Origin of the sequence: Allokutzneria multivorans (assembly GCF_039537405.1) — a bacterium.
In the GTDB taxonomy this organism is placed as follows: domain Bacteria; phylum Actinomycetota; class Actinomycetes; order Mycobacteriales; family Pseudonocardiaceae; genus Allokutzneria; species Allokutzneria multivorans.
The window spans coordinates 194,970-208,526 of record NZ_BAABAL010000012.1 but is presented as its reverse complement, the minus strand read 5'-3'; the positions used below and the strand labels follow the sequence as shown (position 1 = coordinate 208,526).

The following is a 13,557-nucleotide window of genomic DNA, read 5'->3' as shown; positions in this document are numbered from 1 at the left end:
CCCCGTCTCCGTGGCAGTGGTCGACGGTGAGGAGACGACCGCGCCGTGCGCTCGCGCGCGTCACGCGTGACAAGAATCGGCCGTCACGTAGGCCTGCTCTGGTCGCGCGTTTCCTCTGTGTGCCAACAGAAGTTCCCGTGCTTCGGCGTAGTGTGGACGCCAGTCCATGCAGTTCAATGAGCAACACGGAGGGCGGCAGCACCACCCGCGAGGTTGATGCGACGTCGGAGCTGTCCGCCCGGTCACGGGGGCGCGATGTCACTTCTGAGAGCAGCCAACGGGTTCGAGCGCATCCACAACGGGATCTACCAGCGCGGCAGGACAGGAGAAGTGCCGCTCCTGCCGACTGATCTCGCCGAGCTGGAGAGCATGGCCCTTGCGGCGTTACAGCCGGAGCACGCGGGATACCTCAACGGCGGCGCCGGGCGTGGACGTACTGTCGCCACGAACCGGGGCGCCTTCGACCGTCTCGAACTGACCCCCGCCGTGCTGAACAACGTTGCCCACCGCGACCACGCAACAACGTTATGCAGCACCAGAATGGCGGCGCCGGTGTTCGTGTCCCCCATGGGAGGTCTGTCGCTGGCGCATCCCGACGCCGACACCGCGATCGTGCGGGCGGCGGCCGAGCGCGGCGTGCCGACGGCGATCTCACCCATGGCCTGCACCCGCGTCGAAGACCTGGCCCGCGCCGCTCCGGACAGCGTGCGTTGGATGGAATTGTTGTGGCACAACAACGATGCGGTGATCGACAGCATGCTCGCGCGCGCCCAGGAATCAGGGATCGACACCCTGATCATCGGCGTGGACCTGCCCACCCTCGGATGGCGGCCCGCCGCACTCGATCACGCCTACCTACCTTTCCTGCACGGTGTCGGCGCCACCAACATCCTCACCGACCCCGCGTTCCTGGCCATGATGAACAACCCGCAGGACCATGACGAGCGAGCGCGTCGGTGGTCAGAGCTGTCCGCCGATGCCAGCCGAACCTGGGAATCGCTGGAACGCCTGCGGGCCCGCTGGCGCGGCCCGCTCATCGTCAAGGGCCTCCAACGCCCCTCCGACGCACGCCGGGCCGTCAACGCGGGCGCCGATGCGGTGTTTGTGTCCAACCACGGCGGGCGCCAGGTCGACGGCGCCGCGGCCACGCTCTCCCTGCTGCCCGCGATCGTGGACGAGATCGACGGCGACGTGCCCGTGCTCGTCGACGGCGGCGTGCGCAGCGGCGCCGACGTCGTCATGGCGCTCGCGCTCGGCGCGGACGCAGTCGGTCTCGGTCGCCTCGTGCTCTGGGGGCTCACGGTGGCCGGACAGGACGGGGTCGGGCACGTGCTGGACTGCGTGCTCGCTGAGATGGACGCCACGATCGCCAACCTCGGCGTCGCCTCCGCCCAGGACCTCCGCGCGGCCGACGTCGTGCGGGAATACTCCGGAGAGCGCAGTATCTGCTGATCAGGATGATCGCTGGCCCACGGGCGGCAGGAAGCGAGGTGCGCGGTGGAGCCGGTCCGCGAACTCATCACGGTCACGGCGACCGAGGTTCGTCTCCGAGAGCACGGCGGACAGCTCGAACGGAACTGGGCTGCCAGCGACCTGTTCGAGGACCTGCTGTACGCGGGCGTGCCGCTGGCCTTCCCCGCCGATGACGCGTCGGAGCCAGCCGGCGAGCCCCGGTTCGAGATCGTGCTCGAACCCGCCACCGAGCAGAGCCAGGTGCGGAGCGGGGCGAACGCGGCGCACCCCAGCTCGCTCAGCGGCGAACCGCAGCGGTTGGTCATGGCCTGGTACCACGAGGTCGTCGACGCCTGCTAACCCTGCTGGCGCCCGTCTCCGCCGTCCGTGACCGAACAGCGAGCGCGGTGATCAGCTCGACCGCCGCCGAAGCCGCGCTGATGCGCGAGGTTCGGGCGGCGAGACCGCCTCGGTGTCCTGGTCTTCGGAGGGCCAGTGAGCGAGCATCTCGGCCAGGCTGGAGTACAACGCCGGGCCGCCATCGACCGGCGCGACTGCGTCATCGGGCAGCCGCCCGGCGATGCGGTGCATCCTGACCTGAAGATGATGCTCGCCCACCACCACGAGCCAGCCCTTGCACAGCCGCATCGCATGCCGCGTTCCCGGCTGATCCGGATGGCACGAGAGCATCCGCGCCTGCATCGGTGCCTCGTTGCCCGGAGTTCCGTTGCAGGCAATGAGCTTCTCCCGATCGCCGCTGGTGAACTTCGCCAGGTCGGCATCGCGTCGCCACGGGCACAGGTCGCACGGCGTCCGGCGGTAGTCGATCACTTCCTCGGGCACGGACCTCTCCTCGTCGGTCGCGACCATCATGGTCATCGAGCCAGATCTCCGCGAGCACGTCACCACCGCCGCAGAGGACGCAAGTGCCTAAACTGCGCGGCGAGCACCACCTCCACGCGATGACCGATGGCTACGCTGCCCGATGTGAACGAGGACCACTTCGGCGAGGACCGCGTCATCCACGCGATCGAGCTGCTCGATCGCGACTCGGCGCGGATGCGCGTCGTGGGAGACAAGTGCGGCACCTGCATCCTGCGCCCCGGCAACCCGGCGATGCTGCGAGCGGGTCGGCTGAGCGAACTGCTGGAGCAAGCCGCCGAGACCTTCGTCCCTTGCCACAAGACCCTGGACCCTCGCCGACGCGTCCAGCCTGCGGTCTGCCGGGGCTTCTTCGACGCTCACCAGGACCGATCGCCGGTCCTCAAGGCCCTCTCCAGCTTCGGTGTCCTGTTCGTCGACGCTCACGAGCTGGAAAAGGAGATCACCGCGCTGGCACTCCGATGATCGAGTCGCCGAACCGTCGCTCGGGATCGACTTCGCAAGCCGACGTTGCGCGACAAACGCCGTGACAGCAACGCATCCGGGTTGGCGTGCGGACAGGTAGCTGCCGCGAGCACGGATCGCGTCAGTAGCATCACAGCGTGCTGAGTCTATTAGTGGATACCTCGGTCTGGCTTGATCTCGCGAAAAACCGCGATGGCCAGTTGACGATCGTTCCGATTCGACTGCTTGTGCTTCAGCAGAGCCTGGAGTTGCTGGTTCCTCAAATAATCACGGACGAGTTCCAGCGTAACCGTCCGCGAGTTGAAGCGGCAGCCACGAAAAGTGTCCACGAACGCTTCAGGCTGCTCCGCAACGACGTGTCCGCCTACGCGAACAGTGAGACGCGGCAGTGGGTCGACGAGATGGCGCATCAGATCCCTTACCTCAGCTCACGCGCCCTCCAGAACTTCTCCGAGATCGCAGACCTGCTGCAGAACGGGCGGCACCTGGAGCCGAGTGCAGACGACCACGCCGCAGTGATCGCCCGATCTCTGGCCAAGCGAGCTCCGTTCCACCTCAACAAGAACAGCGTCGCCGACGCGCTGCTCATGGAGACCTACGCCTCTGCATGCCGCGCCAGCCATGACCCAGCGCACAAGTTCGGCTTCGTCACCGCCAACCACCACGACTTCTCCGTCCCCAACGGTGACCAGCGAAAACCACATCCTGACCTGGATAGCTTCTTTGACGGCGACCGTTCCTCTTATTACCACAATGTCGACGGGCTCACGCAAGCACTGCTTACTCACTTCGGCAACGAGTTCACCGAACTTGTCACTGAAACCCAAAAAGTTCAACAAGAGCCGCGCGCCCTGCAAGAGATTGTTGGAGCCCACAACGAATACCGGCAGAGAATCTGGTACTTCCGGCGAGTTCTTCAGGAGGAGCAAGACCTCGACGAGGGCCTAGATAGCATCGATGACCTTCACGTCGGGCTCGCAGAGCGTGTTGAAAAAATAATGGAGAAAATAGAAGGGTGGTATGAAGAGAGTGAACTGATTCCGGAGAGTGAATTCGACTGGGGTTATTGGAACGGTACGCTCGCGACGCTGAGATGGGTCCTCGGCGACGAGTGGGGGTCACTTGACACCTAGAGTGACACCGTTCCAGCTGGGGCGGACCCTTTAGTCGATAGGCGCCCCAGACGACTTCTCCGTCAACGACGGCAGAAGAGTATCTGGAGCGCTGGAAGATTTTGCGTCTTTGCCTTGTCGGCGGGCTGGCGAGAAGGGTTTCAAAGGCGAGCGAGCGGCCCCGGCCGTCGGGCTCCAGTGCTCCCATGCCGTGCAGATGGTGCAGGAGCGCGTGCGGGTCGTCGGTGGCGGTCAGGGCGGCGGCGCTGCTCGTGGTGACGGTGATGCCTGGGATCGCGCCGAGCTGACAGACCACGTCGCGGACAGGGTTCTCCAGCAGGGAGAGGCTTCTGATCGTGGTGGTGGTGATGGGGTCATCGGCGGAGGACAACATCCCGAACCCGCCCCGGGGATGCCGGGCGAGGTGGGTTGCGTGTACCAGCAGCGGCTCCAGCAACCCTTTACTGGCGTGCAGCACGCGCTCGACCCGGGCGCACCGATCGGCGTAGACCTCAGCGGTGACGGGCAGCGGTGTGCCGTCGCCTACCGCGAGGTCGAAGCCGACCGCATTCCTGGAGCACGACGGTGCGGACTGTGTAGTAGGTGAGATTCTCGGCCTCGACGATGGCCCTGAGTGGGGTCGTGTCGTTGTAGGACTGGGCAATGCGAGCGCGCGTTGCCCAGGAGACTGTAGCGGCGCCGGCCAGCATTCGAACAGGGGGCTGGAGGGAACGGGGACTCATCCCGGTGAGCTGCACCAGCTCACCGATCGGGATGCCGTTGTGAAGCAGACGGGTCACGGTCGCCGCGACCATGAAATCGTCCCCGTACAAGCACACCCGGGCGTCCTCGATCCCATGCTCCAGGAACACACGACGAACGAATGCCGGTGTCCGGTTGATATGCGCCGCGAGGTCGGCGATCGACCACCCCTCGTGCAGGTGTCGGTCAAGCTGCGTGGCGAGCCGCTGACGTGCCTGCTTTCGTCGAGGCGCAGGTCGTGGACGAACGAAACGACGAGCGTCCGGGCAACAGTCATCGCGGTCTGTGGTCGAGTCCGTGGGCGGTGTGATGGTGTTGTGCGGCAACGGTATCGCCACTTCTCCTATGGTCGACTGCTATCGGTGTGTTTGTTGATCTCGTCCCACTTGCGGCCCCATTCCTCCGGGTCCGCGCCGCACGCCGTCGCATAGGCGATCACGGCGCGGCGGGTTGGCATCCGGCGTCCTCGCGCTGCACAGGAAAGCGCGCTCAGCGAGAAAGAAGCCCGTTGCTCCATCATCAGATAGGTCGGTTTCCCGACGCTGTCGCGAAGTTCCCGGAGTTGCCGCGCCATTCGCCCGGCGGGTGTGGTGGAGTCCAGGATGGGAAGCTCCGGCCTGCCGTGTTTCCTTGGTGCACCTTCCTTTTGAGGGCCGTCACGGTTGCCAGGGGGCGCCTGAGCCCGCGTCGAGTCACCGTGCTCGTGATGGATCGGAGGTGCTATGCGGCGCCGTTTCGCGGCTTCGGCGTCGGCCAGAGCCTCGTGGGCTTCGCGCAGGAGGTAGCCGAACGGATCGTCTTCGCGTGCGCGGTGCACGAGGCACGGACTCTCCGTCTGCGGTACGGGGACGGGTGTGGGGATGAGGCTGGCGTGGCCTTCGGTCACCGTGAACCAGCCAGCTGCGGTGAGAGCGGCAGCGAACGGGTCACGGCCGTCGGCACCTGTCGTGCGGAATGGGCTGTCTGCGTACGCGTAGTAGCTGGTGAGGTTGTGTGCGGTGGCGAGCCGGAGGTTCTGGAAGGCGAGTGCTGTCACAGGGTCCTCGATTCGGGGAGGAGTGCGCGCAGTTCGGTGGCGCGGCCGGGTTGGTGCAGGGCGTGGAAGGCATCAGCGGCCGCAGTGAGCAGCGGGGCAGAGGTTGCGGGTGCGGTGTGGTGGGCGTGGAGTGCCTGTGTGGCAAGGACTTCCGCGATTCCTTGATACGAGCGGTGCTCGCGCATCAGCGCCGCGACCGCATCGATGTCCGCGCTGTCGATGCTGGTGGTGCCGGTGGCGAGACGGGCTTGGTGTTCAGCGAGGATCGCCAGGCTGCGCGGGAGGGGTTGGTCGGCGAGCTGGTTGTGGGCGTCGTGGAGGAGCCCGATCGCTGCGCAGTGTTGGCCGAGAAGGTGGCGGCACAAGCCCGCTTCGAAGCCGATCAGTCCGCGGTCGGTCGCGGTGACCGCGTGGGGCCGCAGCGCGGTGAGCAGGGTGAGCGCTTGGTCGCTGTGGCCGCTGCGGCGCAGCGCTTCGGCGCGGCCGAGCCCGCAGGCGAGCGCGTTCGTAGTGTCGCCGAGGTCCTGCCACAGCGTGTGGGCGCGAGTGAACGCGGTGGCGGCGACGGTGGGCCGTCCGGTTCGGAGGTGGAGTGCGCCGAGGCGTTGCTGGGCGCGGGCCTCACCGGGCGGGTGAGGTGCGGAGGTGGCGGCGGTGATCGCGAGGTGCTCGACCACGGCCCACTCGTGTACGCGCGGGTGCTGCTGCCAGAACGGGGCGAGCGCGTCGGCGAGGTCGATGCCCGCGGTCAGGTAGCGGGTGCGGGTGTCGCGGTCCAGGTGTGGGTAGCCGCTGGTGGCCACCAGTTGCCGCATCAGCGCGATCAGAGCTGGCAGCTCCGCCACCGTCCACGACACCGCCCCCGCCGCCTCGACGTCGACCTGGTCCGCGCCGCCGCACGACGAGGCCCGGAGTCCGGTGGTGGTCAAGGCGGCGAGGTGGGCGAGAGAGAACCCGACGAGGGCGTCCAGGACCGTCCCGCCTGCTAGTACTCGGGTGGGTGTGCGTCGCTGAGCGTGGGCGAGCAGGCCGCGCGTCGGGCGCCAGCGGCCCCGGCCAGCGGGCTCCAGCAGTCCCATGCCGTGCAGATGGTGCAGGAGCGTGTGCGGGTCGTCGCTGGCGGTCAGGGCGGCGACGCTGCTGGCGGTGACGGTGATGCCCGGGATCGCGCCGAGCTGACAGACCACGTCGCGGACAGGAATCTCCAGCAGGGAGAGGCTTCTGATCGTGGTGGCGGTGATGGGGTCCTCGGCAGAGGACAACATCCCCAACCCGCCCCGGGGATGCCGGGCGAGGTGGGTGGCGTGCAGCAGCAGCGGCTCCAGCAACCCCTTGCTGACGTGCAGCACGCGCTCGATGTCCTCCGACGCCAACGAACGTCGATGGGCTCGCCCGATCGCGGTCACGATGCGACGAGCCGTATCGGCGGGCAGAGGAGGGACGTCGAGCAGATGAGCGCCGAGCGCGCGCAGTCTGCCGATGCGCGAGGACAACCCCGGCTCCGCACCGGTCTGCATGGAGGCCGTGGTGGTGAGCGTGGCCAGCAGCGCGCCGCAGGTGGGCCGCACGTCGCGGGCTTCGGCTGCGGTGCGCAGTCCGTCGAGCACGACCACAACAGGCCGCGTCGTGGTGATCCTCCGCCACAGGGCCAGCACAGCGTCGTGGTCGGCCGGGATGACGTGGTCGGCGATGCCGAGTGTGCGCAGGAAACCGACTACGACCTGCCCGGTATCGCGGTGTGCGGCGAGGTCGCCGTACAGGCGCGCGGTGCCGGGAGGAAGGCGCGCGGTGTGGAGGATGCCGAGCGCGAGCGCGGACAGACCCGCGCTCGGATGCCCTCGGAGCAGGACCAGCCGGGCCCGGATCGGCAGCAGCGGCGGGGTGAGCAGCTCGTGCACCCGTTCCACCAGCTCGTGCCGGCCCGCCCGCCACCACTGCGACGACGGCTGAGGCACCTCCACTCCCGTCGAGCGTGACACCCCGACATCACCGGCACGGTTGACTCCGGGGGGAGTGAGCATCGTGGTCAGCGCGGTGATCCCGGACAGCGTCCGCCGCCCCGCACCGTCGGGCGTCACCGGCTCACCCCGGTCGGCGCGTCGGGTTCACCGGTCGGCGCGGGCAGGGTGTGCAGACGTTCTTGGAGCCGGACAACGTCGGCATCACCCAGCCCGGCGACCGCGGCCCGGGTCTGGATCGCTTCCACCACGAACGCGCGCTCGCCGAGGACATCACCGGACAGGCGGGCGTGATCGGCGCGGGTCTCGGCCAGATCCGCGCGATGCTGCTGACCGCCCTGCACTCCCAGCACGCTTGCGGCGTCGGCGAGCAGGTGCCCGGCGGTGTCGTGGTGGCCGAGCGCGAGATAGGAGCGCGCCAGGGACACCTGGGCGACAGCGGCGGCGAGAGCGTCCCCGAGCTGCGTGAGTCCGTCGACGGCGGCGCGGAGTTCGCGCAGTGCGGCCTGGTGGTTGCCGGTTGTCTGATGCAGCACGCCGAAGCGGCGGGCGACCAGCGCCGCACCCCGAGCAAGGCCTTCGGCTTCGTAGATCTCGCGGGCGCGCGCCAGATCGGCTGCCGCGCGATGAAGGTCGCCGGTTTCGGTGGCGGCGATGGCCCGGTACTGCGCCACGCTCGCCTCCACCCGCAGATCCCCCGCACGACGGGCCTCTTCCAGCAGCGCGGGCGCGGCGTCGAGGACACCCGGGAAGTCGCGTTGGTTCAACAGGCCGTAGAGGCCTTGGCTGGCGAGCAGAAGCGCGGCATCCACGCGTCCGCAGCGGCGTGCGCTGTCAGGGCCTGCCGGGTAGGCGCGTGCCCACTCGGCGGGGCGGCCGTGCAGCTGGAGGTAGGGCCAGCAGGTTTCGACCAGTTGCCAGCACCACTGGTCCATGCCGGTATCGACTGCGGCGGTGATCGCTGCCAGCAACCCCGTCAACTCGTCGGCGAACCACACCGTCGCTTCCTGCGCGCTGGGCACGGCGTCGCGGTCGAGGGCGGCGAGACCGGCGAAGGCCGGTCCGCGACGCGGGGTGAGCGGGCGCAACGCGTGCGATGCCCGTGCCGCGTGGTGCAGCAGGTGATCGAGCGCGAACCCTAGAACCGGATTGCGGTCCGGGCCACCGGCGGGAACGAGGTCGCCGTCGGCGAGCGCGCGGGTACGGGCGTGGTCGGCGACCAGGTCGTGCACACGCCACCGGCCTGCGGCGAGGCGCGTGCACAGGCGCCGCCGCGCCAACGCCTCCAGAGTCGCCTGCGCGTGGGGTTCGTCGAGCTCGAAGAGCGCCGCTGCGAGGGCGGTGGTGAAGCGGTGGTGGTGCGGCAGCACCCCGAGCCGCCGATAGGCCTGCTGGAGTGGTGGTGGGAGTGCGGTGTAGGCGGTGTCGAGTTCGGCGTCCAGGTGGGAGTCCTCAGTCGGAGGGGATGCCAGCACCCGCATACGACGAGCGGGCGCGGTGGTGGGTGGGGTGTGGGCGAGGGTGGCGGCGGCGACCACGAGCGCGTGCGGCACTCCCGCCGCGCCGCAGACGACGTCCTCGACCTGTTCTGCGGGCAGGGACGGGCAGAGTCCGGTGTCGGAGGCCACGGCGTGCACGAGGTCGGCGGCGATGGTCGGCCCGAACGCGGCGAGGTCCACGACCAGCACGCCCGCCGGGGCCAGAGCGGCGAAACGAACGGGTTCGAGCCTGCTGGTGGCCAGCAGAACACCGGTGCTGGGCCGCAACGCCGTGACCTGCTCGGGCGAGTCAAGGTCATCGGCCACGGCGATCACCGCAGCCTCGGCGGTGAGGCTGCGCCACAGGTGCAGCACCGCCTGCGGTGGCTGTCCCGATCCCGGGACCGGGTAGCCGAGCGCGGCGACCCACGCAGCCAACACAACGTCGCTACCGGCGTGCGCGTCGGCGTGCACCTGTCCCATCGCCGGATGAACGGCTCCGTGATCGTGGGCCAGCTGGAGGGCGAGGGCGCTCTTGCCGATCCCGCCCGGCCCGCACAACACCACCGCCGCGCCACCTTCGCCCCGTTTGCGGAGGAAGGTGTGGGTGCGGTGCTGTTCGCGTTCGCGGTCCAGGAACACCGTGGCGCGCGCCGGAAGCCCGCGCGCCACGGGCCAGGCCGGTGCCGTGGCTGCGGGTGCGGTGAGGGTGATGTTGCCGTGCACCACACCCACCTGGACCGCTGTGCCGGACACGTTCCCGGCTAGGTCGTTGTCGGTCACGACCGTCGATCCTCGCCGTCGTTGAGCGGGTGGATGAGTTGGGCGCCAACAGGATTAGCCACCAGCACGCACACCTCGACCGGTTTCGGGGCGCGCGCACCAGCTTCGGTGAACGCCGAAGCCGCCTCGCACAGGAGCTCGGCGTGCGTGTGTGGAGTGCCGGGCCACGGCTGGAACAGCCCAGCGTCATCGAAAACGCCGGGCGTGAAGATCTCGCGGGTGAACAGGACGGCGAGGGCGTCGACGGCGTGTCGGCTCAGCTGCGCAGAGTCGGTCGCCGGGAGGAGATGTCGGGTGGCAGTGACGGCATCGCAGAAGAACGCGTAGTTCCACCAAAGGGCAGGCTGCTCACCCCATGCGCATGCGGAGAGCAAGTAGTCGGCGAGGTGGGCCAAGGCCTCCGGGCACTCCAACACCGAGCCGAGCTCACCGGCAACCACGCCCCACTGGCCGTCGTGCTGCTCAAATCGCACCGGTTCACGGCTGCCCAGCGGATGATCGGCCCAGGACGAGCGCCAATCCCGCCAGCAAGCGGCGCGCAGGACCTCGGTGACCTGCTTCCAGGACCGAGCCAGGCCGGCGACCGTGACAGATGTCGCGTCGTCGCCAGGGGTGATCGCAGTGATGATCCCGGCGACCGCCGCGCCACCCAATGCCCTCTCGACCTCCACCATCACCGGCCCACCCACAACCAACCCCGCGCCCTGCGCTGGGGAGACGGTGAACCGCAACGGCGCCGCGCCAGCACCGGGCTCGTACTCCACAAGCCCCTCCACCACCGCCTCGGATTGAGGTGCGGTCGTGGAGGTATCGGTGTGCAGGCGCACCGGGAGTCGCTCAGGAAAGCGGGCTGGGTGCGGGTCCCAGGTGTGGACGATCGCCTCGAAGACGCTCGGCGTGGAGCCGACGAGCAGTGGCGCCCGAGTCTGCGACGACGGCGTCTTCAGCTCCACCAACACCAGGTCACCACCACCGCAGATGTGGACCGGCCGCGCGGGGATCGGCGCCAGGTCCCGTCGGGCGGACTCGCACGCCATGCCCACCAGCAGCTCGCGATGCCCGCACAGCGGTGCGTGCGCGGAGAGCACCCAACGCGATTCCACCAGCACACCCACCACACCCAGGTGCCCGCAGCTGGTGCAGGAGATTTCGGCGAGATACCCGCGCCGTAGAGGCAGCACCGGTGCCGCCTTCCCCGAGCCCCCCGTCACCGACACTGCTCCTTCTGCTGGTGGGTCGAGGGCGTAGTTCGCGCGGAGCACTGGATGGCCGTTGACCGGTGGGTGCGAGGGTTCAGGCGAGGTCAGGGAAGCCACGGGCCGCTCCGATCCGAGACCAAGCGGGCATGCCGGGCACGCGCCGCCGTGGCGCGTTCGGGGTCGCGTGCCTGCTCGTAGGCGCAAGCCGCTGTCAGCAAGGCGTGCAGCGCGGTCTCGATCGCGCTGCTGCCGTGCGCCGCGCGGGCGCCCACCTCCACCAGACGCGCACGATGGGTCGGGCTCCCGGCATCGGTGATCGTCGGCCGAATCTCGTCGAGGACGGCAATGGCGTGGTCGCGGTGGCCCTGGTGCAGCAGCAGATCGGCGTGCTCCAGACGGCTCGCGGCAGCCGCACGCGAATCTCCGGCGCCCTCCAGCAGCGCGATGCTGTGCTCGATCGCGGCGAAGGCGGCCTGCGTCCTGTCGGCGGCGCTGTGCACCAATGCCAACCGCCGGAAAGCCAAGCCCAGCGAGCGTGGCCGGTACTCCGGGTGGCTGTAGGCGTTGATCGCGTCGCTGAGAGCAGCCGCAGCGGCCTCCAGCTCACCTTGGCGCAGCGCGATGAGACCGAGGCAGTGGAAGGCATTGCCGAGGACTCGGTGCGCACCAGCACGCCTCGCGGCCTCGATCGCGGCGTGGGCGTGCCGTGCGGCCTCCTCCAGTTCGCCGTGACGCAGCAAGGCTTCGGTGGCTTGGCAGTGCATCTGCGCCACCGCAGCGAGATCTCCGACCTGGGTGGCGGCGGTGATGCCGTGCTGGCACACGACCAACCACACTGCCGGATCAGCGAGAGTCGCGCAGGCGGGCTGGAGGTAGTCCGCCAACCACACCCGCGTCTCGGGCTCGACTGTCGAGTGCTCGCCGAGCAGGTGCAGCAGCGCCGGAAGCTCGTCGGTGAACCACGCGCACGCCTGCTCGCTCGACCATCCCGATGCCTCCACGGCCCCAGGTGTCGGGTTGTCCAGGCGCGGACTGTGCGGGGACAACGCGAGCGCGCACGAGCGTGTGGTGGCTTGGTACCAGGCAAGCACACCTCGCCTCACAGCGTCGTCACCATCACCGTCAACTCCAGCGCTCCCGAGGGTGCCGGGGCCGGTGGTGCGAGCGCGTGCACGCGCGGCAACATCGCAGGCCACCAGCCACCGACCGCTACGGCCCGGCACCGGCTGAATCACCTGCCGTGCAGCGAGTTCGCCCAACGCCACGGTCACGGCGTCGACAGTGGAGTCGCGCTCCAAGACAGAGGCGAGGAGATCCTCACTGAAACTGCCGCCCGGGAGCACGGCCAGCACGGCTTCGGCCTCCGCAACGAGAGCTTCCACGTTCGGTCGAGCAACCATCACACTCCTTCACAAACATCAACGGGGACAACAACATCACTCACCACCGTGCCCACGCGCGCGCCGACAGCGACACGACAGGGGCGGGAAACTGCCCACGAGCTCGCCGCGCCGCGAGTCGGAGACGGGAAGGGCGGGCGGTGGCGTGAACACCGCCCGCCCCGTGCCTGGGCGGTTAGCGGCCTGGGAGCTCCGGAACCTCCGCCGTGGTGCGCGGAGCCTGCGCGCCGAGCGCAAGCGCGGTGGTGTAGATCCAGCGCTTGTGGGCTGCGACGTCGGTGTAGATGTCTGGGGACTGCCCGCACCGGGGTGGTTCAGCGGAGCCGCCGGTCCGGGAGGACAATCCGACAAGTACTTCCCATCGGGAGGTGCCGATGTGCTGCATGAGCCCGCTGCCGGAGTCCCCGCCACACACCCCGACCCCCTGGACACCCTGCGCGCACATCTCGGCCGCGCTGATCTGTCCCGCAGCGCACGCCTGTGCGGGCAGGGTGGACACGGTGGCCTGCATCAGCATCCGGGAGGTGGGTCCGGTGTTGTCCGGGGTGGTGCGGCCCCATCCGGTCGCGGTCACCGCTGTTCCGGGTGTGGTGGGGGTGTGGCCGATGAGCGCGGGCAGCAACGGCATGTGTCGATCGAGTTTCAGCACGGCGATGTCGTTGGTCATCGCGACGGGGTCGAAGGCGTTGCTGGCAGCCGCGATCACCCGCGCGGAAAAACCTCGGGTGTTGTCGCGGGAGCCGATGCGCACGTGCAGGGCCGTGATGGGTGGCGCGCCGATAGAGGCTTCGACGCAGTGCCCGGCGGTGACGACCGCGTCGCGGGAGATCAGGGTGCCGCCGCAGAGGTGAAAGTTCGGGTTGCCCTGGTAGGTGAGCTGGATCGACACGGCGTAGGAGCGGTCCGGGGACGGGTGGCCGCCCACGATCCGCGCCGACGGCGTATCCGCGACCGCAGGCAGCGCGGCCGCGAGCACGAGACTCGTGACGAGGACGGCCCGAGTAGCAGCAGGTGTGTGTCTCAACGAGTT

12 protein-coding genes are annotated in these 13,557 nt (G+C 69.0%); 5 read left to right on the top strand and 7 right to left on the bottom strand.

From position 1 onward, the window contains the following. Positions 1–255 precede the first annotated feature (255 nt). Both ABD798_RS17800 and ABD798_RS17795 read left to right on the top strand, forming a co-directional pair. Positions 256–1,452, top strand: coding sequence for an alpha-hydroxy-acid oxidizing protein (locus ABD798_RS17800; RefSeq protein ID WP_344876132.1), 1,197 nt, complete (start codon positions 256–258; stop codon positions 1,450–1,452). Positions 1,453–1,497: 45 nt separating this feature from the next. Further along, on the top strand, positions 1,498–1,812 hold the full coding sequence (locus ABD798_RS17795) for a hypothetical protein (RefSeq protein WP_344876130.1): 315 nt from the start codon (positions 1,498–1,500) through the stop codon (positions 1,810–1,812). Positions 1,813–1,863: 51 nt separating this feature from the next. Here the strand turns inward: ABD798_RS17795 and ABD798_RS17790 are convergent, their stop codons facing one another. After that, positions 1,864–2,295, bottom strand: coding sequence for a DUF6283 family protein (locus ABD798_RS17790; protein WP_344876128.1), 432 nt, complete (start codon positions 2,293–2,295; stop codon positions 1,864–1,866). Positions 2,296–2,439: 144 nt separating this feature from the next. Here ABD798_RS17790 and ABD798_RS17785 point away from each other — a divergent pair, with 144 nt between their 5' ends. The 3 genes from ABD798_RS17785 (at position 2,440) to ABD798_RS17775 (ending at position 4,518) form a co-directional block, all read left to right on the top strand. Further along, positions 2,440–2,799: a hypothetical protein gene (locus ABD798_RS17785; protein WP_344876126.1), complete on the top strand. Its 360-nt coding sequence runs from the start codon at positions 2,440–2,442 to the stop codon at positions 2,797–2,799. 137 nt (positions 2,800–2,936) lie between these two features. Continuing rightward, a complete protein-coding gene (locus ABD798_RS17780) occupies positions 2,937–3,932 on the top strand; it encodes a PIN domain-containing protein (protein WP_344876124.1) in 996 nt (331 codons plus the stop codon). A gap of 190 nt (positions 3,933–4,122) precedes the next feature. Next, positions 4,123–4,518, top strand: coding sequence for a hypothetical protein (locus tag ABD798_RS17775; protein ID WP_344876122.1), 396 nt, complete (start codon positions 4,123–4,125; stop codon positions 4,516–4,518). Between the two features lie 498 nt (positions 4,519–5,016). Here ABD798_RS17775 and ABD798_RS17770 read toward each other — a convergent pair whose 3' ends face one another. The 6 genes from ABD798_RS17770 to ABD798_RS17745 all read right to left on the bottom strand — a co-directional run bounded on the left by ABD798_RS17770 (position 5,017) and on the right by ABD798_RS17745 (position 13,551). Beyond that, entirely contained in the window at positions 5,017–5,709 is a 693-nt protein-coding gene (locus ABD798_RS17770; RefSeq protein WP_344876120.1) for a helix-turn-helix domain-containing protein, read from the bottom strand. Next, a complete protein-coding gene (locus ABD798_RS17765; protein WP_344876118.1) occupies positions 5,706–7,787 on the bottom strand; it encodes a hypothetical protein in 2,082 nt (693 codons plus the stop codon). Before ABD798_RS17765 ends, ABD798_RS17770 begins: the two co-directional genes overlap by 4 nt. Next, positions 7,784–9,928, bottom strand: coding sequence for a hypothetical protein (locus tag ABD798_RS17760; protein ID WP_344876116.1), 2,145 nt, complete (start codon positions 9,926–9,928; stop codon positions 7,784–7,786). The genes ABD798_RS17765 and ABD798_RS17760 overlap by 4 nt, the downstream gene beginning before the upstream one ends. Beyond that, a complete protein-coding gene (locus ABD798_RS17755; protein ID WP_344876114.1) occupies positions 9,925–11,031 on the bottom strand; it encodes a hypothetical protein in 1,107 nt (368 codons plus the stop codon). Before ABD798_RS17755 ends, ABD798_RS17760 begins: the two co-directional genes overlap by 4 nt. 200 nt (positions 11,032–11,231) lie before the next feature. Then, positions 11,232–12,527, bottom strand: coding sequence for a hypothetical protein (locus tag ABD798_RS17750; RefSeq protein WP_344876112.1), 1,296 nt, complete (start codon positions 12,525–12,527; stop codon positions 11,232–11,234). Between the two features lie 175 nt (positions 12,528–12,702). Further along, entirely contained in the window at positions 12,703–13,551 is an 849-nt protein-coding gene (locus tag ABD798_RS17745) for a S1 family peptidase (RefSeq protein WP_344876110.1), read from the bottom strand. Between the last annotated feature and the right edge of the window lie 6 nt (positions 13,552–13,557).

Coding starts and splice junctions, on each gene's coding strand:
- ABD798_RS17800 (WP_344876132.1), top strand. CDS start 256: ATGTCACTTCTGAGAGCAGCCAACGGGTTCGAGCGCATCCACAACGGG.
- ABD798_RS17750 (WP_344876112.1), bottom strand. CDS start 12,527: ATGGTTGCTCGACCGAACGTGGAAGCTCTCGTTGCGGAGGCCGAAGCC.